The sequence below is a fragment of the Streptomyces sp. NPDC048197 genome (assembly GCF_043202395.1).
Taxonomy (GTDB): domain Bacteria; phylum Actinomycetota; class Actinomycetes; order Streptomycetales; family Streptomycetaceae; genus Streptomyces; species Streptomyces siderophoricus.
In genome coordinates, this window is sequence record NZ_JBIDAJ010000060.1 from 1 (window position 1) to 16,786 (window position 16,786).

Annotated in this window: 13 protein-coding genes; 6 read left to right on the forward strand and 7 right to left on the reverse strand. The window is 74.0% G+C overall.

What is annotated here, in order from left to right; genetic code table 11:
* Positions 1-747: 747 nt before the first annotated feature.
* The 5 genes from asnB to ACGF4C_RS38000 all read left to right on the forward strand — a co-directional run bounded on the left by asnB (position 748) and on the right by ACGF4C_RS38000 (position 6,113).
* Positions 748-2,598, forward strand: a complete 1,851-nt coding sequence (gene asnB / locus ACGF4C_RS37980; protein ID WP_393573004.1) for an asparagine synthase (glutamine-hydrolyzing) — start codon at positions 748-750, stop codon at positions 2,596-2,598.
* A gap of 294 nt (positions 2,599-2,892) precedes the next feature.
* Positions 2,893-3,282 carry a GntR family transcriptional regulator gene (locus tag ACGF4C_RS37985; protein WP_393573006.1) on the forward strand — a complete coding sequence of 130 codons (390 nt, stop codon included), beginning with the start codon at positions 2,893-2,895 and terminating at the stop codon, positions 3,280-3,282.
* An 88-nt stretch (positions 3,283-3,370) separates the two neighbouring features.
* Positions 3,371-4,147 carry a dimethylargininase gene (gene ddaH, locus ACGF4C_RS37990; RefSeq protein WP_393573008.1) on the forward strand — a complete coding sequence of 259 codons (777 nt, stop codon included), beginning with the start codon at positions 3,371-3,373 and terminating at the stop codon, positions 4,145-4,147.
* Between the two features lie 91 nt (positions 4,148-4,238).
* Positions 4,239-5,204, forward strand: coding sequence for a pirin family protein (locus ACGF4C_RS37995; RefSeq protein WP_393573010.1), 966 nt, complete (start codon positions 4,239-4,241; stop codon positions 5,202-5,204).
* A gap of 213 nt (positions 5,205-5,417) precedes the next feature.
* Positions 5,418-6,113 (forward strand): GIDE domain-containing protein, encoded by a 696-nt coding sequence (locus ACGF4C_RS38000; RefSeq protein WP_393573012.1) that lies wholly within the window; start codon positions 5,418-5,420, stop codon positions 6,111-6,113.
* A 25-nt stretch (positions 6,114-6,138) separates the two neighbouring features.
* Here ACGF4C_RS38000 and ACGF4C_RS38005 read toward each other — a convergent pair whose 3' ends face one another.
* The 3 genes from ACGF4C_RS38005 to ACGF4C_RS38015 form a co-directional block, all read right to left on the reverse strand.
* A complete protein-coding gene (locus ACGF4C_RS38005; protein WP_393573014.1) occupies positions 6,139-7,014 on the reverse strand; it encodes a helix-turn-helix domain-containing protein in 876 nt (291 codons plus the stop codon).
* Positions 7,015-7,168: 154 nt separating this feature from the next.
* Positions 7,169-8,239 (reverse strand): teichoic acid biosynthesis protein C, encoded by a 1,071-nt coding sequence (locus tag ACGF4C_RS38010; RefSeq protein ID WP_393573016.1) that lies wholly within the window; start codon positions 8,237-8,239, stop codon positions 7,169-7,171.
* A 155-nt stretch (positions 8,240-8,394) separates the two neighbouring features.
* Positions 8,395-8,796, reverse strand: a complete 402-nt coding sequence (locus tag ACGF4C_RS38015) for an SH3 domain-containing protein (protein ID WP_393573018.1) — start codon at positions 8,794-8,796, stop codon at positions 8,395-8,397.
* Positions 8,797-9,025: 229 nt separating this feature from the next.
* On the opposite strand from ACGF4C_RS38015, the gene ACGF4C_RS38020 reads away from it, so the two are divergent.
* The gene (locus ACGF4C_RS38020; protein WP_393573020.1) at positions 9,026-10,357 is read left to right on the forward strand and encodes a xylan 1,4-beta-xylosidase; all 1,332 of its coding nucleotides are present in this window, start codon (positions 9,026-9,028) and stop codon (positions 10,355-10,357) included.
* Positions 10,358-10,364: 7 nt separating this feature from the next.
* Here the strand turns inward: ACGF4C_RS38020 and ACGF4C_RS38025 are convergent, their stop codons facing one another.
* Genes ACGF4C_RS38025 through ACGF4C_RS38040 form a run of 4 tightly spaced genes read right to left on the reverse strand, consistent with a single transcriptional unit; the run spans position 10,365 to position 16,626 of the window.
* A complete protein-coding gene (locus tag ACGF4C_RS38025; RefSeq protein ID WP_393573022.1) occupies positions 10,365-13,862 on the reverse strand; it encodes a lipopolysaccharide biosynthesis protein in 3,498 nt (1,165 codons plus the stop codon).
* Between the two features lie 51 nt (positions 13,863-13,913).
* A complete protein-coding gene (locus ACGF4C_RS38030) occupies positions 13,914-14,720 on the reverse strand; it encodes a polysaccharide deacetylase family protein (protein WP_393573024.1) in 807 nt (268 codons plus the stop codon).
* On the reverse strand, positions 14,717-15,817 hold the full coding sequence (locus ACGF4C_RS38035; protein WP_393573025.1) for a glycosyltransferase family 2 protein: 1,101 nt from the start codon (positions 15,815-15,817) through the stop codon (positions 14,717-14,719). The genes ACGF4C_RS38030 and ACGF4C_RS38035 overlap by 4 nt, the downstream gene beginning before the upstream one ends.
* A complete protein-coding gene (locus ACGF4C_RS38040) occupies positions 15,814-16,626 on the reverse strand; it encodes a glycosyltransferase family 2 protein (protein WP_393573027.1) in 813 nt (270 codons plus the stop codon). The genes ACGF4C_RS38035 and ACGF4C_RS38040 overlap by 4 nt, the downstream gene beginning before the upstream one ends.
* Positions 16,627-16,786: the final 160 nt, after the last annotated feature.

Below are 16,786 nucleotides of genomic sequence, written 5' to 3' on the forward strand. Positions count from 1 at the left end.
GTGTGGGGTGGGTGGGGTGCGGGGCCGGGGGGGCGGGTTTTGGGGAGGGTTTGGTTTACCCCCCAAACCCCCGCCCCCTCCGGCCCGTCCCCTCCCGTTGGGGGGTGGGATTGGGGTGGGTGGGGGTGGGCGTTGGGGATGCAAGGGGTCGTTGGGACCCGTAGGGGACGGTCGAACAGAACCCGTAAGGGTCGCGCGCGCCCCCTGCAGGGCCTCAACCCAACGGGCAGGGGAGGTATTCCCGCTGCCCACGACGTGAGGTACTTCTGAGACGACGCCCGCCCCCACCCAGCTCACCCCTCCCACTCACGGGAGGGGCTGGACCGGAGGACGAAGTCTGGAGGGCCAGAACCGCACCCGACACCCACCCAGCCCGCCGCAGGCGCAACGGCGACGGAGCCCCGCGGCGGGACAGACAGGTACGTGCGGGGCGCCGCCAAGCGCGCAACGGCGACCAAGCCCGACGGCGGGACAGACGGGTACGTGGGAGGCGCCGCCAAGCGCGCAACGCCGAGCAAGCCCCGCGGCGGGACAGACGGGCACGTGGGAGGCGCCGCAAAGCGCAACCGCAACCCCCACGGCGCTGCAGCCGAGCACGTGGGCGGAAAGCCAAGCGCAGCGCATGGCTCGATCGGGGCGGTTCGGTCGGCGAGTCGGTGGTGGGTACATCTATCTGCGCGTACGGTGATCGTGCCGGCCGTCGGTGGAGTGCGGTGGCCGGCCGCCCACGAAGGAGGAGCCGCCACGATGTGCGGAATCACCGGATGGATCGCCTACGACAACGACCTCACCACCCAGCGCCCCACCGTCGAAGCGATGACGGAGACCATGGCCTGCCGCGGCCCGGACGCCGCCGGGATCTGGCTCGGCGCCCACGCCGCCCTGGGCCACCGCCGGCTCGCCGTCATCGACATCGACGGCGGTAAGCAGCCCATGCCCGTCGACCACGACGGCCGTACCGTGCTCGTCACGACGTACAGCGGCGAGGTCTACAACTACCGCGAACTGCGCACCGAACTGGAGCGGGCGGGTCACTCCTTCCGCACCAGCAGTGACACCGAAGTGGTGCTGCACGCCTACCTCGAATGGGGCGAGGCGTTCGCCGACCGCCTCAACGGCATGTACGCGTTCGCGCTCTGGGACCCGCGCACCGAGGAACTCCTGCTGGTCCGCGACCGGATGGGCATCAAGCCGCTCTACTACCACCCCACCCCCGACGGCGTGCTGTTCGGCTCCGAGCCCAAGGCGATCCTGGCCCACCCCGACGTCCGGCCCGTCGTCGACGCCGAGGGCCTCGCCGAGCTGATCACCTTCACCAAGACCCCCGGCCACGCCGTCTACAAGGGCATGCACGAGGTCCGCCCCGGCCACCTCGTCCGGGTCCGCCGGGGCGGCCTGACCGTCCGCCGCTACTGGGCCCTCGAAGCCCGCGAGCACACCGACGACCGGGCCGCCACCGTCGCGCACATCCGCGAACTGCTCGACGACATCGTCGCCCGCCAGCTGATCGCCGACGTACCGTTGTGCACCCTGCTCTCCGGCGGACTGGACTCCTCCGCCATCACCGCGCTCTCCGCCGGAGCGCTGGCGGAAGCCGGCCGCGGCCCGGTGCGCTCGTTCGCCGTGGACTTCACCGGCTACACCGAGAACTTCCGGCCCGACGATCTGCGCGGCACCCCCGACGGGCCGTACGCGCACGCCCTCGCCACGCACGTCGGGTCCGACCACCACGACATCGTCCTGGACACCACCGCCCTGATGGACCCCGGCCACCGCGCCGCGGTGCTCGCCGCCCGCGACCTGCCCAACGGCTTCGGAGACGGCGACACCTCGCTCTACCTGCTGTTCAAGGCCGTCCGCGAACAGTCCACGGTCGCCCTGTCCGGCGAGTCCGCGGACGAGGTCTTCGGCGGCTACCGCTGGTTCCACGACCCCGCGGCCGTGCACGCCGACACCTTCCCCTGGATCGCCGCGGGCCTCTCCGGCCGCTTCGCCGGCGGCACCGCGGTCCGCGAGGCGCTGCTCGACGCCGGACTGCTCGCCAAGCTCGACCTGCCCGGCTACGAGGCCCGCCGCTACCGCGAGGCGCTCGCCGAAGTGCCGTACCTCGACGGCGACACCGGCCACCAGCGCCGGATGCGCGAGATCAGCTACCTCCACCTCACCCGCTTCGTGCAGATCCTCCTCGACCGCAAGGACCGCGCCAGTATGGCCGTCGGCCTGGAGGTCCGGGTTCCGTTCTGCGACCACCGCCTCGTCGACTACGTCTTCAACACCCCCTGGTCGCTGAAGACCTTCGACGGCCGGGAGAAGTCGCTGCTGCGCGCCGCCACCCGCGACGTCCTGCCCGACGTGGTCGCCGACCGCGTCAAGAGCCCGTACCCCAGCACCCAGGACCCCCGCTACGGCGAGGCGCTGCGCGCCGAACTGAGAGCGCTGGCCGCCGACCACGACGCCCCCGTCCGGCCGTTGCTGGACCCCGGCACGCTCGCCGAGGTCACCGCCGACGGCGCGACCCAGGACATCCGCCCCGGCGCCGAACTGGCCCTCGGCATGAACGCCTGGCTGCGGACCACGGGCACCACACTGGAGGTCTAGGGCGCTTCTGACGGATCTCCGCGACGTCGCGGCGCCTGGGACGCACGCTCGCGGCGTTGCCGAAATGCCCCCATGGCTCCGCTGTGAAGACATCCCGGCGCCTTGCGATCGCACGCACCGGGCGCCGCTCCTTCCCCCACGGAGATCCGTCAGAAGCGCCCTGGCCGGCCCCGGGGAGCCTGCCCCCTACGGGCCTCCCGCCCGCACCGCCCCTGCCGAGCTCCCGGCAGGCCGGGCGCTCCTGGCGCACAATGGGTGCCACAAACACATCACGGCACCACCAGGAGCGCCCCCGTGTCCCCCCAGACCGTGAGCATCACCATCGACCAGGCCTCGGCCGTCGCGCCCTTCGAGCAGGTCCGCACCCAGATCGCGGACCAGGCCCGGGAGGGCACGCTGCCGGTCGGCTACAAGCTCCCCACCGTCCGCGGCCTCGCCGAGGACCTCGGCCTGGCCGCCAACACCGTCGCCAAGGCGTACCGCGCCCTGGAGACCGACGGTGTGATCGAGACCCGCGGCCGCAACGGCAGCTTCGTCGCGGCGGCCGGCGAGGCCGCGGACAAGGAGGCCGCCGCGGCCGCCGAGAGCTACGCCCGGCGCGTCCAGCGCCTCGGCCTGGACCGGCGCGCCGCCCGCACCGCCGTCGAGGACGCCCTGCGCGCCACGTATGGAGCCGACGACTGACGGGCACGACCACGGGGCCCGAGCATGCCCGGCCCCCACGGCAATCACGGCAATCCGCACCGGCCCTCCCGAAAGGACCGCCACCCCCATGCCCAGCAAACAGGCCCTCGTCCGCCGCCCCGGCCCGCGCCTCGCCGAGGGTCTGGTCACCCACATCGCCCGGCGCCCGGTCGACCCCGCGCGCGCCCTGCGCCAGTGGGAGGGCTACGTCCAGGCCCTGCGGGACCACGGCTGGCGGACCACCGAGGTGGCACCCGCCGATGACTGCCCCGACGCGGTGTTCGTCGAGGACACCATGGTCATGTTCCGCAACGTCGCACTGCTCGCCCGCCCCGGTGCCGACCCCCGCAGGCCCGAAACAGCGGCCGCCCGGGAGGCCGTCGAGGCGCTCGGCTGCTCCGTCAACGCGATCCGGTCGCCCGGCACCCTGGACGGCGGCGACGTCCTGAAGATCGGGGACACGGTCTACGTGGGCCGCGGCGGCCGCACCAACGCCGAAGGGGTGCGCCAACTCCGCGCCGCCTTCGAGCCGTTGGGCGCCCGCGTGATCGCCGTACCGGTCAGCCGGGTGCTGCACCTCAAGTCCGCGGTGACCGCACTCCCCGACGGCACCGTCATCGGCCACCCGCCGCTGGTCGACGACCCGGCCGCCTTCCCCCGCTTCCTGCCCGTCCCCGAGGAGGCCGGCGCGCATGTCGTCCACCTCGGCGGCGACGCCCTCCTGATGTCCGCCGGCGCCCCGGGCTCCGCCGCCCTCTTCACCGACCTCGGCTACCGGCCCGTCCCCGTGGACATCTCCGAGTTCGAGAAACTGGAGGGCTGCGTCACCTGCCTCTCCGTGCGCCTGCGAGGCCTCTACGCCTGAGCCCTGCCGCGCGCCGGTCCGTCCGGGCCGCCGCACCCGGGCACCTCGTGCCTGCCGCCGCCCGCCCCCGCACCCGGCCTATCGTGACGCCATGAGCAACCTCGATACCAGACCCGCGCCGAGTCTGTGCGGGGGCACCGGCCGCACCGGCCCGGTCCGCGACCTCCAGCCGGGGAAACAGGTGCCGCTCGGCGAGAGCACCGTCGTCCGCCGGCTGCTGCCCAACCTCGGCCGGCGGATGATCGGCGCCTGGTGCTTCGTCGACCACTACGGCCCCGACGACATCGTCGACCAGCCCGGTATGCAGGTGCCGCCGCACCCGCACATGGGCCTGCAGACCGTCAGCTGGCTGCACGCGGGCGAGGTGCTGCACCGCGACAGCGTGGGCAGCCTGCGGACCATCCGCCCGCGCGAACTCGGCCTGATGACGTCCGGCGGGGCCATCGCCCACTCCGAGGAATCCCCGGGCGGCCACGGCCCGCTGCTGCACGGCGCCCAGCTGTGGGTCGCCCTCCCCGGCGAACACCGCCACACCGCGGCGCACTTCGAGCACCACACCGACCTGCCGCGGGTCACCGGCGGCAACGGCGGCCTCACCGCCACCGTCATCCTCGGCGAACTGGACGGCGCGGCGTCCCCGGGCACCACCTACTCGCCCCTCGTCGGCGCCGACCTCACCCTCGCCGCCACCACGGACACCCGCCTCCCCCTCGACCCCGACTTCGAGTACGCGGCCCTGACCATCTCCGGCGAAACCGAGGTCGACGGCGTCCGCCTCGCCCCCGGCGCCCTCCTCTACCTCGGCTGCGGCCGCACCGACCTTCCGCTCCGCGCCCACTCCGACAGCAGCCTGCTGCTCCTGGGCGGCGTACCGTTCGAGGAGCAGATCGTGATGTGGTGGAACTTCGTCGGCCGCAGCCACGAGGAGATCGCCGAGGCCCGCACCGACTGGATGGACACCACCCGCTTCGGCACCGTCCACGGCTACGCCGGCCCCCGCCTCCCGGCCCCCGACCTGCCCCCGGTGGTCCTGAAGCCACGGGGACGGGAGCGCTGACGGGACGCCCGGCCGGCGCGCCCGACGGCGAGGGCCGCGGACCGTCGCCGGCCGCTTGCCCCGTCCCCCGACGCCCCGGATAGGGTCGCGCGGTCGGAGGGGGGCGGGCGGGCGAAGCGAGGGTTCGGAGTGGTCTGGATAGGTTTGGGCGGGTTGGTCGTTGCGGTGCTCTGCGCGTACGCGGTGCGGGTGGCGCACGCACGGGCGCGGGCCATGGAGAGCACCGAGACCCTGCCGGTGGCGGATCTGCGGGCGTTGCACGAAGCGGCCGCGGAGGCCGCCGGGGCCGGGCACTTCCGGTACCGCTGTGAGGTCGTGGGCCAGGCCCGACCGCACAAGGACGGTGCGCTGCGGTCCGAGCTGGAGGGCGTGGACTGCGTGTGGCACAAACACCGGATCACGCGCAAGTACGAGGAGGTCTACCGCGACGGCAGCGGCAACCGGAGGCGCCGGACGGGTACCGATGTGCTGTCCGAGCACTCCAGCTCCACCGCGTTCTTCGTGACGGACGCGACCGGAAGCATGGTGATCCGCCCCGGGGAGCACGAGGTCGTCGGCGCGGAGAAGGTGCTCGACCGGTTCGACCCGCACACCGGGACAGGCGGCAGGCGCCTGCAGATCGGGCCGCTGAGCCTCGACCTCGGGGGCGGCGACGGGACGATCGGGTACCGGCGCGAGGAGTGGGTCGTCCGGCCCGGCAGCCGGTTCTACGTGCACGGCGAGGCCGCCGACGGGGACGGCCGGCTGGCGGTCGGCGCGCCGGCCGAGGGCGGGGTCTTCGTCATGTCGGTCAAGTCCGAGGAGGAACTGCTCCGCGGCGAGAACAACAAGGTGTGGGCCTTCGGGCTGGGGGCGGGGCTCGCCGCCGTCGCGGGAACGGTGTTCCTGGTCCTGGCGATGGTTCGTTGAGCGCCCGCCCCCACCTCGAAGCGGCTCAGCGGGCCGCGTGGAGCAGGAAGGTGGGGTCCGGCAGGTCGTGGTCGGGGCCGGGACGGGCCGGGGTCCTCAGTTCGAGGGCGCCGGTGCAGGCGACCCGGTCGCCCACCCGGGCGCAGGCCACCGCGCTGTGCAGGTCCTCGGTGGCCAGCATCGGGCTGACGGCGCGTCCCGCGCGGCCGCCCGGATGCGAGGTGAGCCGGGCGTCGCGGCCCACCCAGATCGACACCTTCTCCGCGCCGCCGGAACGCGGCCGCACCTCCGACCAGACCGTGCCGCAGGCCGGGCTGAACAGCAGCCGCACGGTGTAGGTGGCGTCCGTGATCGTGCTCTGGGCCCGGGCGTCGCGGTGGCAGCCGAACCGTCTCGGATAGCGGCCCTGGCACCGGTGGCCGTGGCAGGTGTCGGGCGCCGTCCACTCGGCCCGTACCGCGTGCGCGGGGATGCTCGCGATCGAGGCCGCCGCTCCTACGGTGGCCAGCACGGCCGTCAGGGCCATCAGGACGGCGGCGCCGCGGAGTTTCCGCCGCGCCGGGCCGGTCGCCGGCGCCGGCGGCCCGAACTCCGTGGTGGCCGGCGCGTTCCCGGCGGGTACCGGTGCCGGTGCCGTACGGGCCCGGTGCGCCGCTTCGTACAGCCCCAGCAGCCGGAGCTGGTCCGCCCCGGCCACCCGGCCCAGCGCCTCGACCGCGGCACGCGGCGGCAGCTTCTCGCCGTTGAGGTAGCGGTGCCAGGCGGACTTGCTGTACGGCGTCTTCCGGGCCAGCCCGTCCAGGCTCAGCCCGGTCCGCTCCTTGAGTACGCGCAGCTCCTGGGCCAGGAGCTGCCCGGCCGGATCGAGTGTGTCGGGCAGCGGCCGCCAGCGGGACACCATGTGCGCCTCCCTTACCGCCCTGCCGGTGATGCGGCAGTGGTTCCCCCGCAGAGGCCCCAACCGGTTGCCCGGGGCGTCTGATTCCTCCTGGATGGCGGAATGTGTACCCATGACCAGTGGTTGATGACACACCGTGCGGAAAGGGAGGTAAAGGTCAGTTGAGCGCTTTTTCGTACAGGCGGAAGCTACGGCCGCCCGCCGGGCCCTCGGTGAAGCCCAGACACAGCCGCGGCAGGCCGGCCTCGCCGCCCCGCCATACGGCCAGCCCCTCCGGCTCGCGCGGGACCAACTCCGCCGCCGTCCGGTCGATCTGCTGCCACACCGCCCTGCCGGTGCGCAGATCGATGCGGTAGAGGCGGGCGTTGCCGCCCGAGGACGGCGGATTGCCCACGCCGTACGCGCTGCCGAGCAACTGGTACGCGGATATGCCGTGCAGGGCCATCCCCTGGAAGGGCAGCCCGAGGTGGGCCCCGGGCTGGGCGAAGGTGATCAGCGGCCGGAACCACCCGGCCCGGAACCGGTCGAGATCGTGCAGCGCGAAATGCGGTACTCCCCTCCTCTTGTACCGCAGCAGCAGGCGCCGGTGGACCGGGTCGACGGCGGGGGAGTTGCTGGTGGAGCCGGTGAGCGGCCGGTAGGTCCGCAGGCCGGCGGCGGTCCGCGACAGCACCCGCCCGTCCGTGAACCGGAAGCGGCACAGCCCGCGGCCGTACCCGGAAGCGGGGTTGGCGTCCCACTCGGTCCACAGCGTGACGCCGTCCCAGGACTCCTCCAGGCCGATCGAACCCCCGTGCCCGAAGCCCTTCAGATACATGTACCCGGCCGGCGACCCGTCCAGCTGCAGCCGGTTCAGGCACAGATCGCCCCGCCGGACCCGCGCCGCGTGCGAGACGGCCGCCCGCTCGCCCGCCAACCGGACGCCGCCCGCCACCACCTGCAGCGCATAGACGTGCCCCCGGCGCTCGTCGAAGACGAACGACTGCAGCACGGTGGTGTGCCGCAGCCGCCCGGCGAGGAACTGCCGCCCCGCCGCGGCCAGTGCGGGCAGCGCCCGGTCCGGCGGCGCCCCCACCCGCCCCGCCGCGCTCCGCGACCGACCGGCCGCCGCGAGGGCCCGCTGCCCCGGAACGACCGTGCCGGCGACCGCACCCGCGACCGCAGCACCGCCGAGCCACCCGAGAACCGCTCGGCGCCCCGGCCCCGCCGCGGAGAAGTCCGTGCTCATCAAGCCTCCAGGCAATCGGTCCGGCCGCTCGCCCGCCCACCGCCGTGCACGGGCGGGCGGCCGGAGGTCATCCGGACGCCGCTACCCGCGCGGCGCCCGCCGTGACGGGATCAGCGCTACGGACAGCAGCACCACGGCATTCAGCACCACGGCGTTCAGCACCACGGCACGGTGCCGAACGCATGGACGTGGTGCGCGGAGACATAGCCCGGCCGGTGCGCGAGCTTGTACCAGTACGGGTTGCCGTGCACGCGGCTGCCGGTCGTCGTGCACCGCAGCCCGTGCACGCTCCCCGAACGCAGCGCATCGATCACCCGGTACCTGACACCCGGCCCCGAGCGGACGTTCAGCGGCACACCGGGCGGAGTCACCACCTCCCCCTGCGCATAACGGACATGACGGCCCGCCACCACCGGCACACCACTGCCGTGGTGGACCGCGTCCGTATGCCGCCCGGGATGGCGGCACGGACCGGAGTCGGCCACCGCCACCGCGGGGACCATCGCGAGAGCCGCCACCAGGGCGACCACACCGTTGCGGAACAGGCGTCGGTTCATCGGAACCTCCTCGAACGACCGGCAGCGGCACCGTGCGTGCCCTGCGTCGCTCAGCGTTTCCGACCGGCCGCCCGACGATGCCGTCCCAGCCGTCCCAGGGAGGAAGTGGAACTCCGGATCGCCTCGGGAAGCCCCCACCCCTTGCCCCGAAACAGCACGTACTGGGCAGTTGGCTCGCTAATCTGCCCGTGTGCTACGTCGTGGTGGGGAACGTCAGGGTACGGCCTGGATGATCGTGGCCGGGGCGGTGGTGCTGGGCGTGGGGCTGCTGTTCGTCCTGTGGAGCGCGCCGGGGGGCGTTCAGCGGGACGCCAAGGGGCCGGCGCGGGCACGGGCGGCCGGGCCGGCGGTCGGGTGGGGTTTCACGCACACCCAGTTCAGCGCGGACCGGGGCGCGGACGCGGCGGCGGAACGGGCGGCCCACCTGCTCGCCGGGCAGCCGATGGCACAGAACCAGCACCTCATGGGCTGGGGCGCGGGAAACCCGGAACCGAGCCCCGGACGGTACGCCTTCGACGACCTGGACCGGCGGATGGCGCTGATCCGGCGCACCGGCGGCACGCCCGTACTGACGCTGTGCTGCGCGCCGGACTGGATGAAGGGCGGGACGCCCGGCCGGACGGACTGGAGCCGGCTGGAGAAGGCCCCGGAACCGGAGCACTTCGCGGATTTCGCGGCGCTCGCCGGAAAGGTCGCCCGACGCTATCCGGAGATCCGGCATTTCGTCGTCTGGAACGAATTCAAGGGGTTCTTCGACGACGCCAAGGGACGGTGGGACGCCGAGAATTACACCCGGCTGTACAACCTCGTCTACCAGGAGCTGAAGAAGGTCGACGAGCGCAACCAGGTGGGCGGGCCCTATCTGGTGATGGACAGCTATGTGCCGGGCGACGACCGGTACCCGTCGGCGCTCAAGGGCGCCTGGGGCCATATCGACCAGCGCACGCTGGACGCCTTCGCCTACTGGAACCGGCACAAGGCCGGGGCGGATTTCGTGGTCGTCGACGGGTCCAGCTACAGCAAGGACGACCGGTACGCCCCCGGTGTCTTCACCGCCGCCCGCAAGTTCGCCGAGGTGGGACGGTGGCTGCGGAACAGGACCGGGCTGCCGCTGTGGTGGGCGGAGTGGTACGTCGAAGTCGCGGACGAGAAGGGCGGGCGGCGCGGCTGGAGCGAGCGCAAACGGGTCGCCGCACAGGCCGTCGCGCTGATCGAGATGGCGGAGGGCGGCGCGACCAGCGGCTTCTACTGGAATCCGGAGGGGGACGGAAAGGGGCAGGGCGGGCAGGACTGCCCGGGGTGTCTGTGGAGCAGTACCGAATCGGCGGACGGTGGGCGGGAATTGCCCATGTGGAGCCTGCTGGCGCGGTTTTCCCGGGCCTTTCCGCCGGACGCACAACCCCGGGAAATGGCCACCGGCAGCGTCGGCATCCTGGGGCTGAGCGACGGGCGGACAGCGCTGCTGGTGAACACCGCGGAGCGGCCGGGGTCGGCGCGCGTGGGCGGAAAGGAGCGGGTGGTGGACGGGTACGGGGTGCGGTGGATCTCCCTCACGCAGTGAGTGCTGCCTACGACATCGTCAGGAAACGCTGGACCAGCGACGCCAGGAACGTCACCAGCAGGGGCATCGCGAACCAGAAGAGCGCCTGGACCCGCCGGTGCTGCCGGACAGTGGGGGAGGGCGCCGTCACGCGGAGCAGTTCGCGCAGGGTGAGCACCGCCAGCAGGGCGAGCAGGGACAGCGCGCCCAGCACCGACCAGGGCGTCCAGGTCACCCGGGGGCCGGCCGGACCCGGGTGGGGAGCGGGCACCGGGCCCGGCGGGCGCTGCGCGAGGGCGTAGAGCGCGGCGTGCGGGTTGCCGAGCACCCGCCGGAGGACGGGGCGGCGGTCGAGGGCGGTGCGCAGCCGCTGCTCCCAGCCCCGCGGGTACGCCGAGTCCAGCCGCAGTGACTCCGCCTGCCCGTGATTGACGATCAGATACGACTGCGGACCGGCCTTCCGGAGGGCGGTGACCAATGACGCCACCGCGGCCGGGTCGCGGGGCGCCAGCGTCGGTACGTACTGCACCCGCTCCATGTCCTTGGCGCCCCAGGGCATCGCCGGGGTGACGCTGCCCACCGGGTCGTTGCTCAGCCACAGCAGCCGCACCGTCGGGCGGTCGTGCGCGTAGACGTAGTCCATGGCGGCCACCTCGCCCGGCCGGACCCGCTCGAAGGGCTCGTTGCCCCACCGGGCGACGAGGAAGCCGGCGGTCAGGAGCAGACCGGTCAGCAGCGCGGCGAGCGGACCGAGGGCGCCGCGCCGGGCGGCCGTACCGAGCGGGAAGAGGGCGAGGGCGGCCAGCGTGCAGGCACCGGGCAGGGCGAACAGGAAGACCCGCAGGGCCATTTCGCCGCCGTACGACTGCAGGCCGAAGGCCAGGAACGGGACGGCGGTCAGGGTCAGCAGGGAGCGCTCGGTGAAGCCGGCCGCGCGCCGGCGCAGTACGCCGCAGCCGGCCAGCGCCAGCACCCCGCCGGCCAGCGCCACCCGGGTCAGGAGGACCAGCTGGTGGGTGGGGTCGCCGCCGGTGATCCGGTCCGTGACGGACGAGCTGACGTTGGCGCCGACACCGCCGAGACCGCCGAACAGCTCGTCGAAGTGGCCCGACCAGTAGGGCTCGGCCAGGAACCCCACCCACCCGGCGACCAGCGCCCCGAGCAGCAGCGGCAGCCCCGGCAGGGTGCAGCGGCGGGCCACCACCAGGACGGTGAGCACCCCCAGCATGACGAAGGGGGTGAGCTGATGGCCCGTCACGGACGCGGTGAAGAGGGCGAGGAGGACGGCCAGCAGGATCCCCCGGCGACCGGGGCCGGCCGGCAGGACGGCGGCCTCGCCCGGGCGGCGGCGGCCCGCCGCCCGGGGCGGGGCACGGAACCACACCAGCAGGATCGCGACGAAGCAGAGGTGGAGGAGGTAGGTGAACCCCTGGGGTGAGAAGTAGTCCTGGCCGACCCAGCCGCACAGCACGAACAGCCAGGCCGCGCACCACTTCGCCCGCCATCCGGCCCGTACCGCCTTCAGCAGGAGGAACAGCGGTGCCAGATACAGGAGTTGGAGGGCGAGCGGCCACCAGCGGAGGAGTCCGGTGAGGTCGGTGACGCCGCACGCGCCGGCGAGGAACTGCGCCCCGGCGAAGAAACCGGGCCAGCTCCAGCGCGCGTCCAGGTCCGGTACGGCCGTCCCGGTCCGGGAGAGGTGATCCAGGAATCCCAGGTGCTGCCAGGCGGTGGGGAAGCGCGGTTCGGCCTCCAGTACGGCGGGCAGGGCGTGCAGCGCCACCACCGTCAGCAGCAGGAGGGACGCGAGCAGCGCCCGGTGCTGCCGGGGGAGTTGGAGCGCCGCGGCGAACGCGGCCACCAGGAGGGCCGCCCCGGCGAGGGTCGCACCGGGCAGGACGGAGATCAGGCCGAGGCCGTTCATCCGGTCCAGGGCGGTGTCGTCCAGGCCGCGCAGCGGCAGCCAGAAGAGGGCCACGGCGGTGGCCGCCAGGAGCACGACGAGGGCGGTGGCCGCCCGGCCCGTACGCCGCCGGGGGCGGGTCCGGGCGCGCGGCGGGGGTGCGGTGGGCTGCGGCGGCCCCCGGTGCACGGCGGTCTCCCGCGGCAGTCCGTACGCGCCGTCGCCCAGGTCCCCGTAGGCCGCCAGGTCCGCCAGATCGCCGTCCGGGGCGCGACCGTCCGGGGGGACCCGGCACGCCGGCGCCGGGGCGGTGCCGCCGCGCAGCACCCGCCGGAGCCGCGGGGCGGCCAGCGCGACGATCACCGTCAGGCTGCTGACCTCGGCCATCCCGGCACCGGTCAGCCCCCGGTGCGGCAGCAGCAGCAGGGTCAGCCCGAGCACCAGGACGCACAACAGGCCCTGCAGGGCGGCGAGTCCGGACGTGCGGCTCCGGGCGCGCAACACCGCGAAGTGCACCTCCATCACGACCCGCAGCGCGGCACCGGCCGCGTACCAGCGCAGCAGCGGCGTCGCCGCCCGTGCGTACCCGGGGCCGAAGACGCCCAGGATCCACGGCGCGAAGAGGAACAGGCCGAGGCAGACCGGCAGCATGATGCGGGTCATCCGGCGCAGCGCGGCCCGGGTGTGCCGGGCCAGCTCCGCCGGGTCGTGCGCGCCTTCCACGGTCAGCGAGGCGCCCATGTTGAGGGCCAGCAGATTGACCGTGCCGCCGATGGTGGTGGTGACGTAGAAGTACGCGTTGTCCGCCGCGCCGACCTGCGAGGCGACCAGCACCGGTACGAGGTAGACGACGGCGAGCGAGAACAGCGAGCCGGTGGAGTCGCCGGCCAGGAAGCGGGCCAGTTCGCCGGGCGACGGCGGCCGGGCGGTCCGGTGGGTGGCCCGTACGTGGCGCGGGATCAGCCGCCGGAAGACCAGCCAGCCCAGCGGCAGCACCGACACCGCGATCGCCGCGACCCAGGACACGAAGACCCCGGCGGTCGGGAACGCGGCGGCGAGGGCGACCAGCAGCCCCAGCTTCACGGTGGAGAAGGCGAGGTTGCCGGCCGGGACCCAGCAGGCGCTGCGCAGCCCGGTCAGCACCCCGTCCTGGAGGGTCAGCACCGACCAGGCCACCACCGCCACGACGAAGCCGAGGCCGGCCGCCGGGCCGTTAAGGAAGTGGTAGGAGGGGCCCCAGAGGCCGAGGGTGAGGAGGAAGGCGGTGGCGGCGAGGGCCACCACGACCGCACTGCCGAGGTAGGTGTGCCGCACCAGCCGCCCCGTGGTGTGGCCGGCGACCGGGAGGAAACGGGCCAGCGCACCGGTCAGGGTCACCGCCGTCAGCCCCGCCAGGAGTTTCATCGCGGCGATCGCCGCCGACCCCTGACCGACCGCGGACTCGGTGTACCAGCGGGCCGCGACCAGCCAGAAGCCCAGGCCGAGCAGACCGGAGACACCGGTGTTCAGCATCAGCGCATAGGCGTTGCGGAACAGCGGACTGCCCGGCGCGCGGCCGGCGGACGCCCGCGCCCCCGGTTCCGGGGCGGTGTGCTCCGCGGCCCGGGTGGTCGTGTCAGACACCGGCGTGACTGCTCCTTCTTCCGCCGCGGCGGGGCCACGACGGGCTCGGCGTCAGGGGCCCGGCGGACACGGCCGCACCACCTGACGGGCTCGGCGGACCAGCGCGTACCCCTTGGTGAGCACCCGGTCCGCGGCATAGGCGCGGACCAGCCCGCGGCCCTCGACGAGCCGGGCGAACTCCTCGGTCCCGGTACGGCGCCGCACGGTCAGCCGGGCCAGCGCGTACGGGCCCTGCGCGCGGGCCGCGAGCGCGTTGCCGACCGCGAGCGCCTGCCGGAAGCCGAGCCCGCGCACCATGCCCCGCACCCGCCGGTCGGAGTGGCCGTAGGGATACGCGAAGGACTCCGGCGCCGTGCCCACCTCTTCGGCGATCAGCTCCCGGCAGCGCAGCACCTCGTGCCGCAGCCGGCGGTCGTCGAGGCCGTCCAGCGGCGGGTGGCCGTGGCTGTGCCCGCCGATCTCCACGCCGGCCGCGGCCAGTTCGCGCACCTGCCGCCAGTCGAGCATGGTGTCCGGTGCGTCCCCGGTGTCGTACGGGCCGCGCAGCCAGCCGGTGGAGAGGAAGAGGGTGGCCGGGAAGCCGTACCGGGCGAGGGCGGGCAGGGCGTAGCGGTGGACGCCCTCGTAGCCGTCGTCGAAGGTGATCAGCACCGGCCGGTCCGGGAGCGGGCCGCCGCCCCGCCAGGCCGTGGCGAGGGCGGCGGCCGTCAGCGGGGTGAAGCCGCCGTCGGCGAGCGCGGCGAGCTGCCCGGCGAACGCGTCGGGGGTGACCGAGAGCGCCCGTACGGCCGGGGTCGGGGCGAAGGTCACCGCGTGGTACATGAGGATCGGCACTCTCGGGGGGCGGTCGTCGCTCATACCGCCGCTCCCTCGTGCGCGGCGGTCACGGCGGTCGTGCCGTCGTCGGGGAAGGTATCAACTCCCTTGTCACGTCGCGTACTTGAGGCCGTACGGGAGCGGAGGGCACCCCGGGCGTAGCCGGCCGCGGCGGCCGCCGTGCCGGCCAGGATCGCGCCCGCCCGGCCGGCCCCGCCCGGGCGTCCGAGCAGCGTGTCGCGCAGCCCGCGCAGCACGCCTGCGGGCAGCACCCGGGCGGTGTGGCGCCGCTCGGCCGCCAGCCCGTCCCGGGCGCCGACGCTCCGCGTCACCAGCGCCTTGGACAGGCCCTCCGCGTACGCCCGGCGGCGGAAGTAGCCGAACCGCTGCCGCTCGGCCGGCACCCGGTGGTGGATCACCGCCCGGTCGTCGATCAGCAGCACCGCGTCCGGGAGGGTGCGGCTGATCCGGATGCACAGCTCGGTCTCCTCGCAGCCGAGCGGCCGCCGGTCACCGTCCCGCCCGATCCCTATCGGGAACCCGCCGACGAGGTCGAAGGCGATCCTGCGGAACGAGGCGTTGCCGCCGAGCACGTTGCGCACCCGCACCTTCCCCGGCGGCAGACCGCGGTACGTGCAGCCCACCACCCAGTCGAACTCCTCGGGGAACCACACCGGCCGGCGGCCGGCGGCCCACACCGGCTCGGTGCGCCCGCCGACCGCCAGCACCGCCGGATCCGCGTAGGCCGCGGCGAAGTGGCGCAGCCAGTCCCGCTCGGCGACCGCGTCGTCGTCGAGGAACGCGATGACCTCGCCGTCCGCCGCGGCGATCCCGGTGTTCCGGCCCGCGGACAGCCCGCGGGGGCCGGAATTGGCCATGATCAGCACGGGTACCGGCGGCGCACCGGGAGCGGGCGCGCCCGCGCGGGCGCCCCCGAAGTGCTCCCGGAGCCGGTCCAGCAGCCGCGCATGGTGGTCGACCACCAGCAGCACCTCATGGGCGGGGTGGGACTGGCCGCGGACCGAGGCCACCGCGGCCAGGATGTCGTCCCAGCGGTCCTCCGTGTGCACACAGATGACGACGGAGATCCGCAGCGCCGGTCCCACCGCCGGCCCGGCCACCGGTCTGCCGGGGCTCATCGGGCCTCCCCGGTGAGCAGCGCCGGCCGGGGCACCCGTTTCCGTCCGGCCGCCCGTTCGCGGGCGATGACCTTCAGCACCCGCAGCCCGTCGCGGACCGCCCGCAGATTGCTGTCGCCGTGGATGCGGGGGTACTCGTGACTGGGGATCTCCTGCACCCGCAGCCCGGCCTTGACCACCCGGATGTTCATCAGCGTCTCGACCTCGAACCCTGCGCAGTCCAGGGCGAGTTGACCCAGGCAGCGGCGCCAGAAGGCGTTGTAGCCGTAGCACAGGTCGGTGTAGCGCGCCCCGAATTTGGCGTTGACGAGGGCGGTCAGCAGCCGGTTGCCGAGCCGGCGGATCCACGTCATGTCGTCCGTGCCGCCGCCGTTGGCGAAGCGTGAGCCCTTGGCGAAGTCCGCGCCGGACACCAGCGCCGAGACATAGCTGACGATCTCGCCGCCGTCGGCCGAGCCGTCCGCGTCGACCATCACGATGATCTCGCCGGTGCATGCCGCGAACCCGCTGATCAGCGCGTCCCCCTTGCCCTTGCCGCGCTGCGGTACGACGGTGACGCCCGGCCAGAGCTCGCGGGCGACCCGGACGGTGTCGTCGGTGGAGTTCCCGTCGACCAGGACCACTTCGTGGATCCAGTCCGGGAGGGTCTTGAAGACGTGCGGGAGGTTCGCCGCCTCGTTCATCGCCGGGATGACGACGCTGACGGGCGGAGCGATGGCCAGGTGTGAGGAGACGGGACGGTAGACGGCCTGGTCCGGCAGCAGCGTCAGCGGATCGTCCGCATCGGCCGGGCGAAGGAACGCACTCATGGGATTTCTTTCCCTCTCGTCCGGTGGACCGCCCGCCCCCGGGCGGTCCGTGCTGATATCCGGGTCCGACAGGGGGGTTCGCACCCCGGCCCGCGCGGTGCGGACAGGGCGAGCCGATATGCGTGACCACGAAAGCGCGGCTCGTGACCGGGCCCCGGCG